This window comes from Vibrio aerogenes (assembly GCF_024346755.1).
Taxonomy (GTDB): Bacteria; Pseudomonadota; Gammaproteobacteria; order Enterobacterales; family Vibrionaceae; genus Vibrio; species Vibrio aerogenes.
Genome location: NZ_AP024863.1, coordinates 57,333 through 78,235, shown reverse-complemented (window position 1 = coordinate 78,235; position 20,903 = coordinate 57,333). Strand labels below are relative to the sequence as shown.

At 43.2% G+C, this 20,903-nt stretch carries 19 protein-coding genes; 13 read left to right on the top strand and 6 right to left on the bottom strand.

Translation table 11 applies throughout. The features are described from left to right. The first annotated feature begins 96 nt into the window (after positions 1–96). The 3 genes from OCV29_RS23555 to OCV29_RS23545 all read left to right on the top strand — a co-directional run bounded on the left by OCV29_RS23555 (position 97) and on the right by OCV29_RS23545 (position 1,215). Positions 97–366 carry a hypothetical protein gene (locus tag OCV29_RS23555; protein WP_261887472.1) on the top strand — a complete coding sequence of 90 codons (270 nt, stop codon included), beginning with the start codon at positions 97–99 and terminating at the stop codon, positions 364–366. Between the two features lie 237 nt (positions 367–603). Continuing rightward, a complete protein-coding gene (locus tag OCV29_RS23550; RefSeq protein ID WP_261887471.1) occupies positions 604–816 on the top strand; it encodes a hypothetical protein in 213 nt (70 codons plus the stop codon). Between the two features lie 84 nt (positions 817–900). Further along, positions 901–1,215, top strand: coding sequence for a hypothetical protein (locus OCV29_RS23545; protein ID WP_261887470.1), 315 nt, complete (start codon positions 901–903; stop codon positions 1,213–1,215). Positions 1,216–1,872: 657 nt separating this feature from the next. On the opposite strand, the gene cas2 is transcribed toward OCV29_RS23545, so the two are convergent. Both cas2 and cas1 read right to left on the bottom strand, forming a co-directional pair. Continuing rightward, the gene (gene cas2, locus OCV29_RS23540; RefSeq protein ID WP_261887469.1) at positions 1,873–2,166 is read right to left on the bottom strand and encodes a CRISPR-associated endonuclease Cas2; all 294 of its coding nucleotides are present in this window, start codon (positions 2,164–2,166) and stop codon (positions 1,873–1,875) included. Next, positions 2,151–5,162 (bottom strand): CRISPR-associated endonuclease Cas1, encoded by a 3,012-nt coding sequence (gene cas1 / locus OCV29_RS23535; RefSeq protein WP_261887468.1) that lies wholly within the window; start codon positions 5,160–5,162, stop codon positions 2,151–2,153. Before cas1 ends, cas2 begins: the two co-directional genes overlap by 16 nt. Positions 5,163–5,260: 98 nt before the next feature. Between cas1 and OCV29_RS23530 the strand changes: the two genes are divergently transcribed. From OCV29_RS23530 to cmr6, 8 genes are read left to right on the top strand one after another with little or no spacing between them, the layout of a single operon-like run. Beyond that, a complete protein-coding gene (locus tag OCV29_RS23530; RefSeq protein ID WP_261887467.1) occupies positions 5,261–5,578 on the top strand; it encodes a YddF family protein in 318 nt (105 codons plus the stop codon). 1 nt (position 5,579) lies between these two features. Next, positions 5,580–7,394, top strand: coding sequence for a hypothetical protein (locus OCV29_RS23525; protein ID WP_261887466.1), 1,815 nt, complete (start codon positions 5,580–5,582; stop codon positions 7,392–7,394). A gap of 1 nt (position 7,395) precedes the next feature. Then, positions 7,396–8,931 (top strand): RAMP superfamily CRISPR-associated protein, encoded by a 1,536-nt coding sequence (locus OCV29_RS23520; RefSeq protein WP_261887465.1) that lies wholly within the window; start codon positions 7,396–7,398, stop codon positions 8,929–8,931. Then, positions 8,918–11,233 (top strand): type III-B CRISPR-associated protein Cas10/Cmr2, encoded by a 2,316-nt coding sequence (gene cas10, locus OCV29_RS23515; RefSeq protein WP_261887464.1) that lies wholly within the window; start codon positions 8,918–8,920, stop codon positions 11,231–11,233. Before OCV29_RS23520 ends, cas10 begins: the two co-directional genes overlap by 14 nt. Next, positions 11,230–12,504: a type III-B CRISPR module-associated Cmr3 family protein gene (locus OCV29_RS23510; protein WP_261887463.1), complete on the top strand. Its 1,275-nt coding sequence runs from the start codon at positions 11,230–11,232 to the stop codon at positions 12,502–12,504. The genes cas10 and OCV29_RS23510 overlap by 4 nt, the downstream gene beginning before the upstream one ends. A gap of 16 nt (positions 12,505–12,520) precedes the next feature. Beyond that, complete coding sequence (gene cmr4 / locus OCV29_RS23505; protein ID WP_261887462.1) at positions 12,521–13,396, top strand: type III-B CRISPR module RAMP protein Cmr4; 876 nt, start codon at positions 12,521–12,523, stop codon at positions 13,394–13,396. Continuing rightward, positions 13,393–13,872, top strand: a complete 480-nt coding sequence (gene cmr5 / locus OCV29_RS23500; RefSeq protein ID WP_261887461.1) for a type III-B CRISPR module-associated protein Cmr5 — start codon at positions 13,393–13,395, stop codon at positions 13,870–13,872. The genes cmr4 and cmr5 overlap by 4 nt, the downstream gene beginning before the upstream one ends. Beyond that, positions 13,865–14,827, top strand: a complete 963-nt coding sequence (gene cmr6, locus OCV29_RS23495) for a type III-B CRISPR module RAMP protein Cmr6 (RefSeq protein ID WP_261887460.1) — start codon at positions 13,865–13,867, stop codon at positions 14,825–14,827. Before cmr5 ends, cmr6 begins: the two co-directional genes overlap by 8 nt. Positions 14,828–15,300: 473 nt before the next feature. Here the strand turns inward: cmr6 and OCV29_RS23490 are convergent, their stop codons facing one another. Next, a complete protein-coding gene (locus OCV29_RS23490; protein WP_261887459.1) occupies positions 15,301–15,951 on the bottom strand; it encodes a recombinase family protein in 651 nt (216 codons plus the stop codon). 467 nt (positions 15,952–16,418) lie between these two features. Between OCV29_RS23490 and OCV29_RS23485 the strand changes: the two genes are divergently transcribed. Then, positions 16,419–17,252 (top strand): hypothetical protein, encoded by an 834-nt coding sequence (locus OCV29_RS23485; RefSeq protein ID WP_261887458.1) that lies wholly within the window; start codon positions 16,419–16,421, stop codon positions 17,250–17,252. A 337-nt stretch (positions 17,253–17,589) separates the two neighbouring features. Continuing rightward, positions 17,590–17,793: a hypothetical protein gene (locus OCV29_RS23480; RefSeq protein WP_261887457.1), complete on the top strand. Its 204-nt coding sequence runs from the start codon at positions 17,590–17,592 to the stop codon at positions 17,791–17,793. 112 nt (positions 17,794–17,905) lie between these two features. On the opposite strand, the gene OCV29_RS23475 is transcribed toward OCV29_RS23480, so the two are convergent. From OCV29_RS23475 to OCV29_RS23465, 3 genes are all read right to left on the bottom strand, one after another. After that, the gene (locus OCV29_RS23475) at positions 17,906–18,181 is read right to left on the bottom strand and encodes a type II toxin-antitoxin system RelE/ParE family toxin (RefSeq protein WP_261887520.1); all 276 of its coding nucleotides are present in this window, start codon (positions 18,179–18,181) and stop codon (positions 17,906–17,908) included. Positions 18,182–18,183: 2 nt separating this feature from the next. Continuing rightward, positions 18,184–18,441, bottom strand: a complete 258-nt coding sequence (locus OCV29_RS23470) for a CopG family ribbon-helix-helix protein (protein ID WP_261887456.1) — start codon at positions 18,439–18,441, stop codon at positions 18,184–18,186. Positions 18,442–18,560: 119 nt separating this feature from the next. Next, positions 18,561–19,823 (bottom strand): replication initiation protein, encoded by a 1,263-nt coding sequence (locus OCV29_RS23465; protein ID WP_261887455.1) that lies wholly within the window; start codon positions 19,821–19,823, stop codon positions 18,561–18,563. Between the last annotated feature and the right edge of the window lie 1,080 nt (positions 19,824–20,903).

The following is a 20,903-nucleotide window of genomic DNA, read 5'->3' as shown; positions in this document are numbered from 1 at the left end:
AAAACCACACCGACACACCTTGCTCTCAGCAACCGCGATAGAATAGGATGTGGCATCGGCCAAAGACCGGCTTTGGCCCGTTCAGAAGGAATCAACATGATATTTTTAGTCGACAAATCTACATTCTCCATCTCCGCACATAAAAACTACTCGGAAGCAGCAAAACAGGGACTAGCCACTCTCGGCGTTTCCTATCAGCCGGGGAGCGATCCGGTGCAGTCATTTAACCAGGCCAATACAGAACAACAGATCGTGTTGATGAATCTTTCTGCAGCATTAGAGTTGATAGAGAAGAGTGATAAAGAACATTGTCAGGAGATGGCAAAGCGCATCCGGCAGGCGGTTGACCGGTTTTACGCCAAATAGAAAAGACCCGGCATTCCTGATTACCGGGTCTTTAGCAGCACAGACAAAGCCCGGCTGCCGGTGAGTATCTTACATGAGCCGGGTAGGGGATGGAACTTTAGCCTTTAAAGATGCATAGATTTTTGCATGCAAAATTAATTTACTTGTCATATTGACAATCAAAAAAATCAGATCATAATACACACCATCAAAACAAGGCCGGGGATTGGCTCCAGCCTTATCTGAAGGAGATAAAATATGTCTTACTCACAATCATCACCTGCCACCTGTATTGAGATCTCACAACATCAAATCCAGCTGCTTGAAGATAAGTTCTGGAGTAGTGTTGCTGAAATGTTTCCGCAGATCACCACTGGCGATCTGGACCCATTCGTGACAGCTCAGTTTTCCGTTGCAATTCAAACCGTCGTCAACGAATGGTTATACGCAAACAGCCCTGAGCAACACTAAGCTTCCGGTACTCTCCTCCACTCATCAAATTAACCAGCTCAGAAAGTGCTCTGGGCTGATTCTCAGATTTATCCGGAGACAACAATGGATTTAAACACGCAAAAACGCTTTGTCCGGTGCTGGCAGTCAGAACATCAGGCAACCATGAAAATTTTGGCGTTACTGAAAAAGATTGAAGAAGCTGAATTCACAGAACAGCCAACCGGACGATTGAAAAACAGCCTGAATCACTGGTATCAAAAACAGGATCAAGCCTGCCAGACCGTGATTCAATTAATCGAACAAGGCATTTCAGGAGAAGATGCACCCAGCCAATGTGGTGAGTTATTGGGAAAACTGCGGGGCTATGTTGAAGATTGTTATTACCCGCTATGGGAAGACTACCGGCCGGAAAGTTAACAGCTGAACTCAAACCAAAAAATCGTTGTCAGTGAGACTTTTTGTGTCTCTCTGAACGGCGATTTGACACAGCATGGCTGTGTACTGTTTTAGTCTTGATAGTTAAAGCCCTAAATGATGGCGTTTTGCAGGCAAAAAATCCTGCAAACTCACCAGTTTTGCATTCCCAGCCCTTCCCTAAATAGATCGGCCAGATGCCACAATTTCCAATGAAAACCGTGCACATTCACCTTAACGCTTTGAATCAACACCAGAATTGATGATATAATCACCACTCGTCTGATGAGATCGGCAATTGGCCGATCCCCTCTGAAAACAGCCAAAATATGGGGTTTTTACATGTATATTTATACAGATCGGCCAATTCGCCCTTCTCAGCCCTTATATATCAAGGCCTCCAGAGGGTGCTGTCGGAAGACACTGGCCGAAACAGGCCGTTAGGACTCTTGTAAAAAATCAAACATAATTTCTCCTTCGGTCGGAAGACACTGGCCGAAACAGGCCGTTAGGACGTTGTATGTTACCTGGTGGAACCACCGATGAACCGTCGGAAGACACTGGCCGAAACAGGCCGTTAGGACCATGTGAGTTACCAAATTGATCTACTGCTTCTGCGTCGGAAGACACTGGCCCGGACAGGCCATCAATCAGAAGGGTTCAGCAGATAATGATAGAATCCGGCCAGTCGGCGATACGGCCTTCACCGAGGACATGAGAATGCGCCCGGCACCTGGCACACAGGCGGTAGAAACGAACCTTGTCGGTTTCATCCAGCAGTCGCTGGATTTTTTCTGATACAGAATTGAGTTGATAAGGCGTTTTTACCGCAATTTCAAAGACCGATTCCTGCACCCGGTCACCATAACTGAGCAGAATTTTACCCACCCGGCGGCGTACCTTGTCGTCACTGATGTCAAAGCAGACTGCATAAATAATTAACGGCTGTGCCATGCCTGAAATGCCTCCCCGGAGCGAATGGTCGTAATATAGCTGTTAATCTGTTGCTGGATGTGATCAATGATCGAACAGGCTGGTAAGCTGTTCACAGCTTTTTGTGTATTCAACGCTTGTAACAGCGATGCCAGATAACGCTGACGCCCGTGTGTCAGCAACCAGATTCCGCCATCCCGTGCTTCAAAATCCGCTTCAGTGAGAATCTTCTTATTCACCAGAGTCAAAGCAACCCGCTCAACCAGATACCGGAATGGCTCCATCATGTCAGAGGCTAATGCAGCATGGCGCCCCTCCGGCTGATGATAAACGCCGGCCCAGGATAACAGGTGGCTGGCTCGTAACAGGCTGTCAGTAAAACCATAGAGCAGGGTATAACCCAGTGATAAAAGTGCATTAAACGGGTCTTGTGGCGGCTGTCGGTTACGTCCGGAAAATTCCGCCCAGTCGGGCAAAATTTCCTGAATCGCAGCAAAATAAAACCGGGTCGCCATGCCTTCATAACCACGTAACTGCATCAGACTGGCGGCGCTTTCCGCCTGTTGCTGGTATTGGTGCAGAGCCTGATGCTCATCGCGTCCCCGTCGGCGCAGAATTTCCCGGCAGCTGCGGATTCTGGCCATAACCAGCGCCCGGCTAATCTGCAACTGCAACGTTTCATCCAGTGCCAACTGCTTTTGCTGAAGTCGCTGACTGGCTGAATTCTGTGACGGCGAAGTGGTAACACCAACATAACGCCCCATACCGGTGGCATGATGAATGGCTATCCCTTGTTCACAAGCCTGATGAATCGCCTGACTGGTGATTTGATGATGACCGAATAAAATCAGATGATTGACCGCCGTCCACGGCGTGTCGGTCAGGATATTTTCTCCCCGCTGCACCACAACCCGGTGAGCACAGGTCCGGATAATACAAGGGTCACCAGAAATATAAATCCCGGTGCCCCGGCTGTCCCGCAAACCTGCCGGAGCGGGTTCTTCCTCATGGTTGAGCACCTCATCTTCTGCTTCCTGCATCAGCTCTTCACCGGCAGACGCATCATCCGTTAACCCGTCCGCTGAGATGGCAAAGTCATCATCCGCTTCGTCCGTGATATTAACAGGCTCCGGTAGTTCACTCTCTTGGGAAGATTCATTGACGGGCTCAGATGGTTGTTCAGCTGGCGGTTCATCCGGATTTTCAGCTTTCACCGCCATGCGGGCATGATATTCAGCCAGCCATGAATGCGGCGGAACCGACAGATCCTTGTTCGCGGATCGTTTCGGATTATCCAGAACCGTATCGTTGACGAACAGGTAGCCAAGAAACTGGATACTGTGATCAATTTCTGTAATCCGGGTTTTATCCGGATTCAGCGCCAGCCCGTGTTCATGCAGAGATTTTTCTGCCAGTGCCTGAGCCCGCTCTGCCCGTTTTTTGTTTTTGCACATGATGACAAAATCATCGGCGAACCGGACCAGTTTAAATCCCTGTAGCTTGAGGTCATTATCAAAATCATCGAGCATCAGATTCGCCATCAGCGGACTGAGCGGGCTTCCCTGTGGAATACCGTTTTCCCGCATGATTCGTTCTCCCTGATAATCCACCGGAGCCGCCATCCATGCCAGCAGATAATGAACCAGGCAATCATCATTGAGCAGACAGCGCAAACGCATGGCGAGCTTTTCCAGGCTCAATGAGTCGAAAAAATCTTCAATATCCGATTCAAATACCCACCGGTAACCTTTTTTGACCAGCGCCATAATCTGGTCTCTCGCCTGTTGCCGCGAATGCTCCGGGCGATAACCATAACTGGCATGATCAAAGAACTTTTCACAGCTGCGTTGCAGCACCTGCAACACCACCCGCTGCAATACCCTGTCAGCCAGAGGCGGATAAGCAAGCGGGCGGGGCGCTTTACCTTCTCTTTCCAGAATTCGTCCCTGTAATACCGGTACTTCATAGGTCCGGTTTAACAACGCAGATACCATCTTTCTCAGTTGTGGCTTATCCGGTAACGGCTCCTGCGCACTGCCGCTGCTTTTTTCCAGCGCCAGATCAAGATAGCGTTCCTGATGAAGTAGCTGACTCCAGTGCAATGCTGGTTCCGGCCGGTGATTTAACAGGGGAGCACCCTCAGCGGTCAGCAGGCTGAAACGCCCCAGTCCGAAGACCCGCTGTTGCCCCATACCCAGCCAGTGCAGCAGAATCAGATATTGCCACCAAATCAGATCCATCTGCCCCCTGAGCACAAACTCACCGCAGGCGCCGCCAATCGATTTTGGCGTGCTGTGTTCATCTTTAAGATAATAATTATCCAGCCAGAACGTATCGCACCCGGCCAGCATGAGTTCAGGGAGTTCACCTAATCTGGGACGTTCGTTATCACTATGCTCAGTGACCAAAGAGGCCAGCGTGGTGAACACTCTTTCCATCAGCAATTCAGCTGAAAAGTCATCACAATCCCGGCAAAAACGATTATCGCCTTTCAATGGTTTGTAACGGTCAGGGGAGTTTTTCTTTTTCAGCCGGACAAAGCTGTCCCACCGCCAGATAAAATGCTCCGTGGATTGCAGTGATTCTGCCTGAGATTTTAAATAGGTCTCATCCAGCGCCAAAAGCTGATCCGGATCGGTGACATTTTTCAGAGAAAAGCTATCTTTGATGGAAACCAGTGCCAGATTGCTGCCAAATGCTCCACTGGTTTGATGGGTGAAACTGTCCGGCAGTTGATGTAGCTGCCGGAATAATGACTCAACTAACACATCCGGTGGTGCAATCATCATGATTCTCAGATGATAGTAATCTCCTTTATGAAATTCAGTCTTCCCGGATTCAGCCAGTCCGATACAGAAGTATTTTTCATATTCATCACCAATATCAAGCAAATATCTCAGCCAGGCTGTCATCGCCGGGTAGTGGAAAGGCTGGCAGTGAACAGGCGATAAACAGCGCAGGCTGATATCAATTCCTTTGATCGGCAACAAGCTTCTGAAATCAATTTCTCCGGACATCTGAAAAATCCTGATTAGTCGTTGACAGCTCAATGTTAGAGCATTTAGTTTAATATCCATATATATGAGCATGATACTTTATCATGCCGGAGCATATCATGACGGTGTTTCTTCTCAATTCGCCGGTGCTGACCACTTTTGGTGATTATCGCTATACCGGGCCACTGACTGTTTCAGAGGTCAGAAATCAGCTGTCTGATGGTTTCATTTCTGCGATTGGCCATGAGAGCACAGCAAGATTTCTGACCCGGCTGACAGGTATCGACATTCCCTTTCAGCGGATTGCGATTGAAATGGCCGTCGGGGATGAAGCGGTCGTGTTTGATCTCAAAACACGGTTGTCATTAGAAGAGATGATGTCGCTGCGGGTTGAAGAAGCATCTTTTCAGTTTGGACTTTTAGTCAGGGAGGGCTGAGGTGAGTAAAGAAAAGGATAAGCAGGGAAAAGTGATTTGGCGGGAGATAGTGGACTTTTTTAAATCCTCTCATGTCACGTTAACGGGTTATGTACTGGCAGCAATGATAGCGGCCATTGGTGGTGGCTGGCTATCAACCGAACTGAAATTTCTGTTGCTTGGCCCTCAAAGTACCAATGAAATACATCGGATAACTTTAGTCATCTCAGGACTGATGTTTGTGATTATCATGTTGCTTTCTATCATCCCTTTATCTGAAAAAAGGGCTCAGTTATCTGCGGATCCAAAAGCTAAAAATGCATTAAAACAGATACCCTCCTACGGGAGACGAATCGCGTTACTGCTCACCTTACTTCTGTTCACGTTACTCCTGGATACAGGAAAAGACATCCTGCAAAATATTGCGAAATCGGCACCATACTGGGTCATCATCGTCGGAATGGTTGTTCTTTTTGTGCTATTTATTCTGGCGCTAACCATATCACCCCGAACTTCAGAGTCTGGAGTCAGGAAGTTATTGAAGTACTTTGAAACACCATCGGATATGTGGCTGGCAGTAGTAATATTTGCCTCCGGTGTTGCGATTGCCTGTATTCCCCCTCTCTCCGCTTTACATTACTTATGGTTTGCCGTTCTTGGTGGTTACCTCTTCCTGCATCAGGTTCGCAGACATGCGGTACCCACGAATATGCTGGCAGAAACCGAGGATGTAACACCACACCGGCATTTGATTTTGTTTGTGTCGATTTTCCAACAGCAATCGGTGCATCCAATAAAAGGCAATCTTCCCCAGGATATTGAAGAATTATCAAAGATTGAACAATTTCCGGATGACTCTGAGAACGATGAAAAACAAAACGATTTCATTAAAAGCAGCATTGTAATCATGAAACTATTATTTGATCCTGCAGAGAATGGCGGCACTATGAGTCGCGATTTTTTTGATAGAAACAAGATTGATGTACAAAAAGTTCAATCAAAAATCAATGATCTCTCCAGTATCAGGAAAGGAAGCTGCATATTCAAACAAATACGTATCAATGAAAACGATAATCCATTAGAAATTACTGATAAAAATCTGGTACAAATAATCAGCCGCTACGTTTGGGCTCAGCGGAATTTTGGTGATATCGATGAAACGATTTCTTTACCGACATTCAGCGATTTAATCGGTGTTTACGACGCTACATTAGCGTACTTTGGTGCTAAGTCCGCCAGAACCAGCTGGCGAATGTTATTTGTCGCACTGGAACACCATCTTTTGGCCTCTGCTGGTCGCCCGGATAATCCACAAATTGTCTCACTGATTGTTTCTGACCGGGGATACAGTGAAAAAGAACAACACATCAACCAGCCAAATGATGCAGGCAGTAAACGTCAGATAGATTCCTTACTCAAGTTACTTTCACTCTATCTGATCTATAACGACGACGGCAGCCATCAATATCATCTTGAATTTCATCTGTATAAACCAGGACACGAACAGCCATTTACCCGAATCTCATCAGAAACGTTATACAACACTCCGATTCAGGAAAAGTATGTCAATCTGCCAGAAGCTGTTGACTTCAGTGAGTACGGTGCCAATTTTTATGATTTCGAAAGTTGTATGAATGCTGTACAGGATGTAGTGACGGCTTCCAGTGTTGAAGAATGGGATACGGTTGTTGATTTTACCTCCGGCAATAAGGTCGCAAGCATGGTGGCGACATTTATGACGACAACCACAGATGTCAAAGCACAATATGTTGATGAGAAATACAACGTGAAACTGTTTGATTTGCGCTACTACGATTTGGCGAAATTGGGGGGATAGAATGATCGAGACACCGTTCTACAAAAAAATTGAAGATAAAGTCAGTAAGATGACCGAAACAAGATGCATTTCCGTCCGGTTAACTTTTGAAAGCATGACCTTCTTAAACAATGCTGAACAGGTTTCACCAGAATGGAAACAGTTAGAAGCAAGCCTTACCCGCATAAAAAATAAAAACATCAGTCATGAAGAGAGACAAACGCTGAAGTGTAGCATAGATAAACTAAAGGCAAAGATTTTATCTCAGGAGTCGGCACAGTTTCCTCTGGCTGGTTTAAAAGGCGGGCTTCGTTACTGGTGGCGGGCTTTGCAGTGGGTGCCTGTAAAATTACAGCTCATCGCAAAAAACAACGACCAATTCCCGAAAGATGAAGCCACGATTGATAAACGCACTCTACAAACACTACACCAGAATGAACGTGAACTCTGGGGCAGTGCTGAAGAAGGAAAAGGGATTGGCTGTTCGAAAGTCCGGATAAGGCTAAAAAAAAGCATTTTACCAATACATCGAGCCAACCAAACTCATTCATTGACTTCTGATGATAACCCAGATGATGACATCTCATCGATTCAATACATTGCCGGGCAGGGGTATAAACTCAGGGAAGGCAAGTTATCAGACATGTCACCACTTCGTCCGGTCGTGTCATCTCATCAGTCAATCGATTTTGTATTTCAGTTTTCCCCTGAATTATCCGATCAATCTATCCGGCAGGTTTTAGAAGCACTGCTGTGTTTTGCCGAATTTGGTGGGTTAGGTTCCCGTTCCAGAAAAGGTTTTGGTTCTTTTTCCGTCCAGTTTACGCAATCGCTGGTCAAAGAAAATAATCAGGCCCTATCCCAGGAACAGTTATATAAACAACTGATCCAATGCATCAAAAATGACCGAATCAATAATCAGCAGATAAAAAACTGGTCTGTTCCTCCGATTCCTGCCTTTTCTGCCGCAACGCTGTGGGCTCAATTTTCTGTGAGGAAAGAGATGACTGACAAACAGCTCCTGATGACAATAGGAGAATCCTATAAAGCAGCACGTTTACAGATTGGTCAGGGTGATAAAGACAGAATATTTAAGGGCCAGTATCCCGCCCGGCTACAAGTTGGGTTTCCGCTGATCACATATAGGTTTGTGATTGATGAAAAAGGTGAAAAAAAAATTGGCCTAGACCAAAAACCACAAGAAACAAAAGCGATATACCGGATTTACAGTAAAAACCATGAAGTCAGGCGTAGAGGAGCATTGGTCTTTTTATCATGCATTCGAAAGCATATTGAAAAAAGTGAAAAGAAATTGATTAATGTTCTGTTACTGACTTCCAAGTATTTACCTGATAACAGTAAATCCAAACTGTCCTTTAAAGATAACGAAAATAAAAAGGAAGTACCCATACCTTTTTTACCGCAGGAAGTGATTGATGAACTTGGTAGTACACAAGGCTTTTTTACTGAATTAACGACTAACCTGATTAGTTCACACCATATATCAGAAGAGTTTACTGTCATTTATCACAAAGGAAGCACTAATGGCACGGAATAATAAATCAAAAAAGTATTTCCATTTTTCTATCAGTCCTGTTCAACCCTTTATCACCAGTGGACGCCGCACTCGTGATTTTTGGGCCGGTTCATTTTTAATCTCCTTTTTATGTGCGGTTGCCCAACGTTCAGTCACTATTCGTTGTAATCAACAAACCGACGACAGCAAAACGGGTAAAAGAAAAGTTAAGTCTGATCACTCAAAGTATGGCCCGGTATTACCCGAAGAAAATGAGCAGATAAAAAAAGCGGTTCAAAAAAAAGAACGCTTCGGCCCGAAACATGCGTGTCTGCCTAACCGGTTTTCAGCATTAGTACCTAAAGATTTTAATTCAGACAATGCAGACGAAATTGTCAATGATGTCCGTACGTACTGGCGATTAATGTGGCAAGCAGTTTTTAAAAATGATTTGGAACCTTTTTTTGAAAACAGACCAGGTGAAGACCGGAACCGTTGTCAGCAACTATGGGAAAGGCAGCTCGGCAATTATTGGGAAATTCAGTGGGCAATTACCCCTGATCTGAAAACCGGCTTTGAAGCGATGAAAAGCCGTAAACTACTTCGGCAGCATTTACCTTCGGAGCAACCAGAGCCAGGCGTTAAATGTAACTACTTTGCGGGATTACAGGAAATGTCAGGAATCACCAAACCTGCTCAAGGTACCTCCCTGCAACAAACCGTGGTTGAGCAATTCTGGTCGCCATTAAGGGATCATCAATACCCAACATCAGAAGGTGACCCGATCCGTCTGGAACATGATATTGATGATCAGGAAATGCTGAGTGCTGTTGCTTACTTTAAACGCCGCTTTCCTTACTATTTTCCTCTGTTTATTTATCAGGATGAAACCAGTGTATTTCACCCGATAAGAAACCGGCTCAAAGCATTTTTTACAAAAACACAATTACCGGATTCGGAACAGTTCACACTCAGTGGCTGGTGCCTTGACAGCCGGGTTCCTTCCGTCTCTTTTTTGGCAGCAAGAAACTGGTTGTGGGCAATTAGTGACTATATTCAACAGGAAAATGATCAAGCCTTAAGGTCCTGTTTTCGTGACTTCATTGCTACCGGTATTGATGAGTATTTGGGAAAAAGCCATTACTTGAAAGACTCACAGACAGAATTTCAGACAGCATTTGCAGATATCAGCTCATCGATAGCTAAGATTAATGGCAACAGCTGTTATGACTTTCTGCTCGAGGGAGAGAGAGACTCAATTCAAAGGCATCTGAGCAAACTGGAAAACCAGAGAAAATATCACTCTGATCAAAATAAACGGGGGCAAATTAGTCGGCAAATAGATGAATTACGTCAGCAACAAAAATGTGTTTCTGAACGCCTGACTCAATTAAACCGGTTGAAAAATGAGTTGTTGAAAAGGGATGACACGGCTGGATTCAGCGCTCCAGAAAGCTACTATGCTGTCGTCGCTCTGGATGCCGATAAGCTGGGGCGATTTATCAGTAAAAAGTCTCATGAGGACAATACCGAAAGAAAAATCAGTTCAGCACTTCAGTCATATACAACACAAGCACAACAAACCGTCAAAAAACATCACGGTTTTTTAATTTATGCCGGCGGGGAAGATTTGGTTGCTTTATTACCAGGGGCAGATGCGCTCAATTGTGCCTGCCAGTTACGGCGTGATTTTGTCAACGCAATCAAGCTTAAAGACTCGCCAACTATTTCAGCTGCCGTGTTATTCAGCCATATAAACGTGCCTCTGATGCGGGTATTACGCGATGTACAACAACTTCTATCTGGCGTGGCAAAACAACAATATGACCGGGATGCTATTGCGATTCGTATCGTGAACCAAGGTGGGGTTCAGCAGCAGTGGGGAGCAAAATGGAGTAAATTTATCAATTCACAAGGCAGGATTGCTTTATACAACATTATTGATGGGTTACGTGATAGTGGAGAAGTAACCAGTAATAACTTCCTTTACCATTTACGCCACATCACTCAACAACTTGGCATGCTCAGACCGGAACGCCACCATGATGATTTCCAGACACGCAATAACAATTTTTACGGAACGGAATCGCCTGAACCCAAGATGTTGAAAGCTTTGGTGGTAGCACAATATCTCCGAGCCCAGGGGCGGACAAAACAAGTAAAGCCTCAATGGATGGATGAATTGTTCTCTCTTTGTGAAGAAATCACCATCAAGGAAGGCCACAGGCTTTCGACCCATTATTTTAATCCCGATATCGCCTTTATCGCTAAATTTTTATGCAGCAAGGTCAATTGTAAAACCACTCCTGATAATTCCCAAACAACACAAGAGGCGCAGGCATGACAGACCACACCATTCACCTGCTGATTCACCCGCATGATACCTGGTATTTTCGTGATGGCCGTAACCATAACGGCAGTGCCCAAATTGCGGCCATCAGCAAACTGATTCCGCCACAGCGAACTATTCTCGGGGCGCTGATGGCTCTGCTAAAACAAACGGTCGGTTCAAAACTGTCAGATGCAGACAATCAACAGTTATTTCAGGATGACTGGCAGGATACCCCACCTGTTCATCTCTCCCCGGTACGGCTGAAATATCAGTCCCAGTATTATATTCCGGCGCCACGATTAGTGGTTGAACAAATTTTCTCAAATAAGAAAGAAGAGGAAAATAAGAAAGAAGAAAATAAAAATAAGAAAGAAGAAAATAAAAATAAAAAAGAAGAAAAAAATAACGAAATAGAAAAATTTGCCTGTCTGAGGCCTGATTTAAAAAAATCATTCGAAACCGATTTAGGAACAATTCATCACCTATCACTGGAAGATGAGCATCAGGAATACCGCTTACGACAACTTTGGATAAAACAGGGCGAACCACTGAATTTCAATCCAAAGATCTTGAGTGAAGTCATGCTCGACCCGGAAACACTGATATGCCGGGAAACCCGGCTAGGCATCGGGTTAAACGCAGCAAAGAAAAGTGCTGAAGATGGGCAGATTTATCTGACGGAGCATATACGTCATCAGCAAGGATTCAGTAATCAGGACCTTTGCTTTGCTGTATCACTGACATTTGAAAACACAAATATCAAACAAATATTCCACGAGCACCTCAAAAAAACAGGATCTTATATTCGATTTGGTGCTGAAGGCCGAATGGCTTTTATTGATGAAGATGAAGAGAAATTTCAGTCTTATCCGACCATTGACAACCAGTTTAAATATGCAGACGGAGACTTATTTGCTATCAATCTGATAAGTCCTTGCCCGGTCAGCCAGTGGCCTAAATTTACTCAAGAAATGAAAGATAGATTTAACAACTGTGAACTACTCAATCAACTAACGGATAAACCCATGTCTATCGGCGGTTGGCAGTCGGAGAGAAATATAGAGAAGAGTCAAGCCAATGCAGAGAAGAACAAAGCAGGCCCGGTTAATGCTGAACATTTTTATGAATCTGGCAGTTGCCTGTTATTTCGACTCCCCCAAAACACAAAATTGAAAAACTGGTTTAGCCAGCAATTGAGTGAATCGTCAGTATCACAATTTCCACAGTCACAACCTTATGCTCTGTACGGCTACGGCCACTACACCCTGATCCCGTTGAAGTAACGAAGGAGAACCACTCATGACAACTAATAATATTTTACTGATGCGGGCAGAAACCTTTGTCCATGCAGGCGCAGGCTCCGGTAACGGCCTGATCGATTTACCGATTATGCGGGAAGCGCATAATAACTGGCCGGTAATTTTCGGCTCAGCCGTGAAAGGTGCATTCAGGGCAAAAGCTTGTCCCGACGGTAATCTCAGCAAGGAACAAAAAAACTGGTTTGGTAATGATAGTGAATCTGGCGACGGCGCCGGGGCACTGATGTTCGGCGACGCACGTTTATTATGGCTGCCGGTGCGCAGCCTTAACAGTCATACATTATGGGTGACCAGCCCCAGTGTACTTTCCCGCTTTGCCCGGGATATGCGAAGGATGGGGAAAACGGAATTTAAGGATCAAAATACAAAGAATCTGTTGTCTGAGAACCAGGCCGCCACATTACGCCAAAATACCGATGAAAAGCTTAATCAGCTGATTCTGGAAGATTTTTGTCTGGAACTCATCAGCAAAAATACTCATCAGGCTAATCAATGGCTGGAAAGCTTAAAAGAACAGCTATGTAAGAAGACGAAAACAAACGATTTATTGGGTCAGGAAATGGAACAAAAACTGGTGATGGTCAGTGATCAGGTATTTAGCCACTTATGTACCATGGCAACACCCGTCACACCGCATGTCAAACTCGAAGCACAAACCAAAGCCAACGAGAACCTCTGGTATGTAGAAACCCTGCCACCGGAAACCATGCTCTACAGCACGTTGGTCTGTTCTGATCGCTTAGATAAAGAAACCGATGCTGATACAAATAAATTATTCACAGGCTACGTACAAATCGGTGGGAACGAAACCACAGGCATGGGCTGGTTTGAAGTAAATCGTTGGGAGGCGAAATGAGTATTGAATTACTGTCTAACCAACGGGCTAAACATTGTTACCGGCTGATTGAAGAGGCAACAAAACAGGCCAATGAGGATACAGTTGGGGACTATGAAACATCCGTCGCTGCCATGCCTGCTTTTTTGCGTAATAACGGCCTACTGCACTTTGTGGCATTTTTGACAAAAAATCAGGCCGGGGAAGAAAACAACAATAAACAGAAAAAATCAACCAACATCTATCCACTATGTCTGCGAATCATCGAAGAGCATTTACATGGTAAAAGCTGGACCACTTTTACAACTGACCCGGATAATCAACAAACCCAACTATTTTCTTATCTGTTAAAAGGCGACATCGATATCAAAGAACATATGGCTATCGAAAATGAGATCAATGAGTTGCTGGTCTGGATGAAGTCACTGCTACGGGCAAAAAAAGCCATGCTTGCCCAAGCCGGTAATAAGAAAAACACCGGAGGCGATAATGAGTGATCAAAAGAATCCGGAATGGCATAAAACCCTTAACTGGGGACTGCTATATAATAAATATTTTTTGACGTCTAATACCAGCAATTTAGTGCAGATGGGGAAAGAACAAGATACAACCCGTTTCCTCAGCCTCATGTGTAACGGTCATTTACCTGAAGAAGAGTGGGAGGAAAGCAAATTTCTGGCCACAGGAACAAGCGATGATTCGATGACAATCGTACGCAATACATTGAAAGATGATCAAGATGCCCTATCGTCAGTGTGTCAGCATTATGTCGATAGACAATGTGAAATGGTCAAAAGACTTAAAGGATCAGAGATCCAGAAACAGGATGCCATCAAAACCGTCACCTGTAACTGGCGGTTTGTCAATGGCTTATCGATACCACATCTGCTGGAAGTGAATCTGTTCTGGCACCCTACGCTAGGCATTCCATATCTGCCTGGGTCGGCTTTAAAAGGCATTCTGAAGTCGTTTTTAATGAATACTTATCCGCTCAATGAAGAAGAAAAGCTTGATGACGATTTTATTCAATTTATGCAGCGGGTATTTGGCAGTTATGAACATTCTACTAAGCCAACAAAAACTGATAATGAAAAAGTTAATCAAGAGAATCATGTGGCTGGCGATTATATTTTCTTTGACGCCCTGCCAACAAAAAAAATGAAATTCGTCACCGATGTAATGACACCACATTTTGGTGACTGGTATCTGGAGGGCGGAAAAGATAAAGCAGGGACATTAAAAACCACTCCTAACGACTGGCATGACCCGGTACCGATTCCATTTTTAGCACTGGAAGATTTTGCGCTGCAATTCGCGGTAGTACCGCGCCCCGGTGCAACAGAACAACCACCGAAAGGAGAACTGGCGTTTATCACCAATATGCTCTGTCATGCATTATCTTATCAGGGAGCGGGGGCAAAAACAGCAGTGGGCTATGGCTATTTTGACTGATTGACTGAATCGTCAGGAGATCGGCCAGACCCCACAATTCCGGATGAAAACCATGCACACTCACCTTAACGCTTTGAATCAACACCAGAATTGATGATATAATCACCACTTGTCTGACGAGATCGGCAATTGGCCGATCCCCTCTGAAAACAGCCAAAATATGGGGTTTTTACATGTATATTTATACAGATCGGCCAATTCGCCCTTCTCAGCCCTTATGTATCAAGGCCTCCAGAGGACGCAGTCGGAAGACGCTGGCCGAAACAGGCCGTTAGGACAGTTAAATTAAAATTACCATTGCGTAATACATCTAGTCGGAAGACACTGGCCGAAACAGGCCGTTAGGACTTTGCGGCCTCTAAATCAAATGGTTTAGTTTTGTCGGAAGACACTGGCCGAGACAGCATGTTAAGAAAAGCCCGAATGAATCTTCACCCGGGCTGCGGTTTGTTTTTATCAAATAAATCGCTGATTTAATCATTATCAGCAGGTAAAACTGTGCGTTCCAAAGACAATTTCTTCGCCACCCGAATAACAGTCCGGGTAGAGACGTTGGTGAGTTTAGCTGTATCACTGATACTCAAACCGTTAATGACTCTCAGCTGGTAGATTTTTTCATGCAAATCCAGATCGGCCTGTCGCCCCCGGTATTTTCCATCCTGTCTGGCTTTTTCGATGCCTTCCGCTTGCCGGCGACGCCGATCCTGATAATCCTTCCGGGCAATCGCAGCCAGCATATCCATCATCATGCTATTAATCGCCTTGATCATCGATCCTGTAAACTCATCGGTAATTTGTGGAGAGAGGGCAAGATGGCTGGTTGGCAAATCAAGGCTAATAACCTTCAATTCTTTCTTGTACAGCATTTCCTTTAATTTATACCAACTTTCTTCATCTAAACGAGAAAGCCGATCAATTTGCTCAATAATAATTGCATCACCTTTTGCTGCATCATCAAGTAAGCGTAATAATTCAGGTCTTTGAAGAGAAGCACCTGATTCATTTTCAACATACCATCCTGCAATTCTGAATCCTTTCTCCTGAACAAATTTTATTAAGGTATTTTGAGCTCTCTTTGCATTCTGATCACTGGTTGAAGCTCTCAGATAACCAAATATGTACATGATGCACCTGAAGTGACATTTAAGTAATGATCTAATATACCGTGACATTTAGGTAATGACAAATATAAGAAAAGCCGAAATTTCAGGCTATGACGTTTAGGTATACTTATATGACACATGATCATAGTTGTATATTTTTACAAAATCTGACGATATCCGGGTTCCGGAAGTGACATCTGCAGGTATGGCAGGAGTTGTATGACATACAGCAGAGGATTGAGAGACACAAGTGTAAATCATTGTAAATAATATCAGAATAATCAGGAGTCTCATAAATAAGAACCGACATAACTCATACATAAATAAAACAGGTAAAAATAAATCATATAAAATAAAATCCCGATAAAATTAAGTCACTGATAAAATAACAGGATTGACATATAACACAGATCGAATAATCTCTTTCAATCATATATATGATAACAATATTTTTCAGATAATAAGAATAAAGGCTGGGTTTTATAAGCATGTTAGAAATAGAACAATTAAATAAATCATTCAAGAATATTGATACCGACATTTCTATATCGATGTCCAATATCAGACGAGCTCAGGGAGTAACATTTAAACAACTGGAAAAACGATTTACAGGTATAAGCGGTGGAACCTTAAAACGCCATATGCAGCAAAGCTATCCGGCAGCGCGTCCGATTCATCTGATAGCCGCCTATTCATGGGTGATGATGGTTCCAATGACTTCTTTCAAAATCCAACAATTTTACCCCAATTTGGATAAAAATACAGTGAAAGCCTTAGCTTGTATTGGGCGACTGCCTGTAACTCAGTTCAATCATTTTCTCGACATGGTCTGCGACATATTAGGAGAAGTCTCAAGAAATGAGTTTTTCAACTACAAAGAACAGTTAGAAAATAAATATGGCAAACTAGCAGACCACCGTGAATTTTTACCACCTGATGTGTTAGATATTGATGAATTTGCAATGGATTATTACCATTCAGTCGCAATTACAGCCCGAAGATTCAGAGAAGTCAATGATATCTCTGTTGAAACGGCTTCCCAGCTTATCGGGATTTCAAAGCATCAGTACACTCTACTGGAAGATACCCGAAAAACCACGCCTCTTCCTGCATCAATTGGCTTCAGGGCTCAAGTGGGGTTTCAATTGGAATCTCATGCTAGTTTTACCAGTGAAATGAGACAATTTCCAGCACTTCACCAGTTAAGAAAGGTACAACATGTAAGGGATTCTTTGTTCATTAAGGCTTTAAGCTTGTTACAGGGAGTTCACAAAGAACTGATGACTGACTTATTGGTTACACTATCAAAAATATATAGATAAAATGTGATTTCCATCATTTGAATGGGAATATACAGCATAAAATACGCAGCATTTTATAGTTGATAAAAATTAATATAAATTTAAATATACAACCCTGAGAGTTAATGAGAAAAGGCGTCAACGGATTCAATATCCTGTAACGCTCCTAACAGGAAAATCACATACTAAGCTGAATTCTCTTTTTCATACAGCGAATACCTAGAAAAATTACCATCTAAAATAATGTGATTTATATTAATTACTCCATTTAGTGAAAAAGAAATTAATATAAATCATTCATAAAAATAATCGTGTAGCAGCGTATATAACTATCGTCAGATAAACAGGCAGGTGAACAATGAGCCAAAATCATTTAATGACCAATCTGTCACAGGCAGATCAATCCGTAAAAAATTTTATTGCTGACTTACTGGAAGAACTCAATACATTAAGCAAGAGCAAAACCGAACCATGTATTCATATGGAATATTTCGGAGCGGTAATGGAAATACGCTTACTTGCTTTTGGCGAACAGAAAATCAGGTCGTCTCAGGCAATTTAAACGGTTTGATGTTTTCGACATCATACATCTCTATCTATTGATAAAGCCAATGAATCAAACCAGAAAGATGAAAAATACAGGCTCTGATATTGGCACCAGGGCCTTTTCTTCATTAACGTTTTTCCCGGGTATGCCAAATACGTAAAATATAAACAACAGCTTCCTGAACTTCATATCTCATCTCATAATGGCCAACTAACAATCGCCTGACTTCTCTCGGCTCAAAAGCATCAAGTCGTTCACCGATTCTGGGTTGGTCATATAAAATATCGGGAGCTGAAGTTAAAGATTGCACAACTTTCGCAGCTGCTCTGGGATCTGATGGAAAAAGAAATTCATATAAGCGCTTCAAATCAGAATAAGCTTTACTACTCCATTTGATATCCATCATTAAGATTCATGTCCTGAAAATCCACGATCAAGACCTTCAGCCCAATCTTTAACAGACTGATGATCAATGACTTCACCACGGTCAACATCAGCTAATGCTTCCAGAGTTAATTTATGCCGCTCTTCTTCCATAACGACCCAGTCAGCCAGTGCTTGTTTAACAATCCAGGCTTTAGAACGTTCAAGACGTTGCGCCAACTCATCAACTTTATCAGCCAAGTGCATCGGAACATGTGCAGTGACAACTCGGGTATTCATGATTAATCTCCAATCATAACGATTCAAAGTTAATCATAGCCAATCACAATAGAAGAAACAATGAATACAGAGATAAAAGAAACAAAACCTGATGCATTATAACTAGAGCAAGATAAAGCTTAAGTTGAATCATGATCAAAGAGACAAACAAAAGAATAAAAGCCTCCAGAGGAAAAATTCACACGCTTATGACAATTCACAGAATCACAAACAGATTCCGCAAAAAAAGACCAGCTCTTAAAAGAGCTAGATATCTGATGTACACCTAAATTAACTTTTTTGAGCTTGCGCTTCCCCAAATGAAACAGGGTATGAAGAGACACTATATTGCTCTGAGCATGTTCAGCTTCCGGCATATACTTAGAGACGGTTTGTCGACTGATTCCCAGAGTTTTTGCGATAAGAGTACAGGTTACCTTGTCACCTTTTTGTCGGATATTCTGAATCGTCATTTTGATACGACGAAGTGTTTTTTCTGATTTCGTTCTGGCCGAGTACCTGGCAGCAAGACGCTGCTTTGCTTTTAAAGGAATAACACTCTCCAGATTCATCACGCCACGATTACAGTCTCGATTACCTGTATATCGGTTCCACGTCCAGTTGACGATCGATTTCACGGTGTGATGAACTTCCGATTCAGGAAGATTTGACTCCCAACCCAACCCAACAAATTTGGTATTCTGCTCTAACGCATAAGATTCCACTTCCTTATAAAAGCCGGAATAGTTTTCCTGGGCCCGTTCAGCTCTGACAATCGAGTACGCAAAGTTACGGACGACATCAAACAAACAAGGATTACGATACGCGTAGGTTTTCGGGTTAACCGCTTTACTTGAACTGGTGTTATCACGGGCAATAATCTGACTGATTTCACTGGTTACAGAAGCAGCTAAATCCCCCAGATTATATTGCTGAGTATGAAGTTCACTGGTCCGCCACCACGAATGAAAAGGGGTTTTTGATATAAATCCGGTATAGCAAGGATCAGCCTTCAGCCGTTGTGCCATCGCTTTATAAACATTTTCTTTATACCGGATGATCTTAGGATCTGCTTTTTCACTCTTACAGACTTTAGAAATCGCGTAATAAAGGTGAGCATGACCATTATTACGGTTTGATACGATCAAATTCGGAGGAGGGAGATTCGCATCCTGCCAGATGAAAGGATTGTTATGGTCCAAATCAAAGACCAACCAACTCTGTTCAGCTGTTGGTTGAATCTGAATGTATGGCATCTTAAATGCCAGTTCCGTTGGACGGGACTTTGAGGCTGTTTTATCCCAGCTACAACGGGGATAGTAAGGTGCACGCGATAATAGCCTGTCGATATTACTGCGTTCACCCGCAAAAACACCTTCTTCATAAGCAGTGCTGATATCCATTTGCTGATTTTTGATTGCAAAGAACCATCACACCGTATATGCTGTAAAAACAGCGGCCAAACGGTGCGTTTTAAAGGATCTGAGTAAAACGATCTTATTTGGTTCCTATAGCAAACCTCCTTGGTTGGTTGAAGGTTGAAAAACTGCCAATTTTTCAACCGGATAGATGCCTAACATCACAAAATTGTGTTCCTTATTGCCGTGAGGAACGCATACAAAACACCAAATACCGAGTTCGCCAAAACTCGATATTATGAGCCAAGCCGCCAAAGCTTGGCTTTTTTGTATGTACAGATAATGGAAAACGCTAGATTCGGGATACATTGAACCGCTCCGCATTCCAGTTGGCGCGGATCGGTTTAGTCATACGATTAGATACTGAGCAGGATAGCTCAGCCATAGATCTGGTATGTAAGAAACTGTGAATAGTAGTATTCATAAAATCTGCGCTCATTAAGTGGATGATAATTAAAGACGCCGGGTGGTTAGTCCGAAACTTTATCTATCAGTAATTCAATCTAATGAAATATTTCCCAGAGATCAAGGAAAAGATCCTCAGAAATGCCTTGGATCTTAAAAAAACAATGTCAAAACAACATTTATTGCTAAGAAGAGAAAAAGAAATAGATTATTGATCTTTCAGGCACAAAAAAAGCGACCAGAGCGCAGTTCTGGTCGCTTTTGTTTGTGAACGCATTAACTTGAGGAACCACCCTCAAACGCTCATAATTTCGAAAATACACCACATAGAACCCTATGTGGTATTAGCAAACTGTCTATGTGATAGACTTTCGAAATCTCTATAACTTTAACCCCTTGTCTATTTTGTGTCAATAAAATCAGAGTGATGAACTGACTATTTTGAACTCTTTCCCAGATCCAATTCTCAATATCTACAGAAGACTAATTCATTCACCCCACACGATTAAATATATAATTATCATTAACTTATTTATTTAATGTGAGACTCTCCCACAAAAACCCAATCCAGTGATAAAACGCATTTTCCCAGCTCCGCAAATCTGTGAGCGACATGTAAAATGCTTTTCCGCTTTATTAAACAGCGTTTCAATAACAACG

Bases quoted from the DNA above. Each gene is read 5' to 3' on its own strand.
- OCV29_RS23555 (WP_261887472.1), top strand. From the start codon at position 97: ATGATATTTTTAGTCGACAAATCTACATTCTCCATCTCCGCACATAAA.
- OCV29_RS23550 (WP_261887471.1), top strand. From the start codon at position 604: ATGTCTTACTCACAATCATCACCTGCCACCTGTATTGAGATCTCACAA.
- OCV29_RS23545 (WP_261887470.1), top strand. From the start codon at position 901: ATGGATTTAAACACGCAAAAACGCTTTGTCCGGTGCTGGCAGTCAGAA.
- cas2 (WP_261887469.1), bottom strand. From the start codon at position 2,166: ATGGCACAGCCGTTAATTATTTATGCAGTCTGCTTTGACATCAGTGAC.
- cas1 (WP_261887468.1), bottom strand. From the start codon at position 5,162: ATGTCCGGAGAAATTGATTTCAGAAGCTTGTTGCCGATCAAAGGAATT.
- OCV29_RS23530 (WP_261887467.1), top strand. From the start codon at position 5,261: ATGACGGTGTTTCTTCTCAATTCGCCGGTGCTGACCACTTTTGGTGAT.
- OCV29_RS23520 (WP_261887465.1), top strand. From the start codon at position 7,396: ATGATCGAGACACCGTTCTACAAAAAAATTGAAGATAAAGTCAGTAAG.
- cas10 (WP_261887464.1), top strand. From the start codon at position 8,918: ATGGCACGGAATAATAAATCAAAAAAGTATTTCCATTTTTCTATCAGT.
- OCV29_RS23510 (WP_261887463.1), top strand. From the start codon at position 11,230: ATGACAGACCACACCATTCACCTGCTGATTCACCCGCATGATACCTGG.
- cmr4 (WP_261887462.1), top strand. From the start codon at position 12,521: ATGACAACTAATAATATTTTACTGATGCGGGCAGAAACCTTTGTCCAT.
- cmr5 (WP_261887461.1), top strand. From the start codon at position 13,393: ATGAGTATTGAATTACTGTCTAACCAACGGGCTAAACATTGTTACCGG.
- cmr6 (WP_261887460.1), top strand. From the start codon at position 13,865: ATGAGTGATCAAAAGAATCCGGAATGGCATAAAACCCTTAACTGGGGA.
- OCV29_RS23490 (WP_261887459.1), bottom strand. From the start codon at position 15,951: ATGTACATATTTGGTTATCTGAGAGCTTCAACCAGTGATCAGAATGCA.
- OCV29_RS23485 (WP_261887458.1), top strand. From the start codon at position 16,419: ATGTTAGAAATAGAACAATTAAATAAATCATTCAAGAATATTGATACC.
- OCV29_RS23480 (WP_261887457.1), top strand. From the start codon at position 17,590: ATGAGCCAAAATCATTTAATGACCAATCTGTCACAGGCAGATCAATCC.
- OCV29_RS23475 (WP_261887520.1), bottom strand. From the start codon at position 18,181: ATGGATATCAAATGGAGTAGTAAAGCTTATTCTGATTTGAAGCGCTTA.
- OCV29_RS23470 (WP_261887456.1), bottom strand. From the start codon at position 18,441: ATGAATACCCGAGTTGTCACTGCACATGTTCCGATGCACTTGGCTGAT.
- OCV29_RS23465 (WP_261887455.1), bottom strand. From the start codon at position 19,823: ATGGATATCAGCACTGCTTATGAAGAAGGTGTTTTTGCGGGTGAACGC.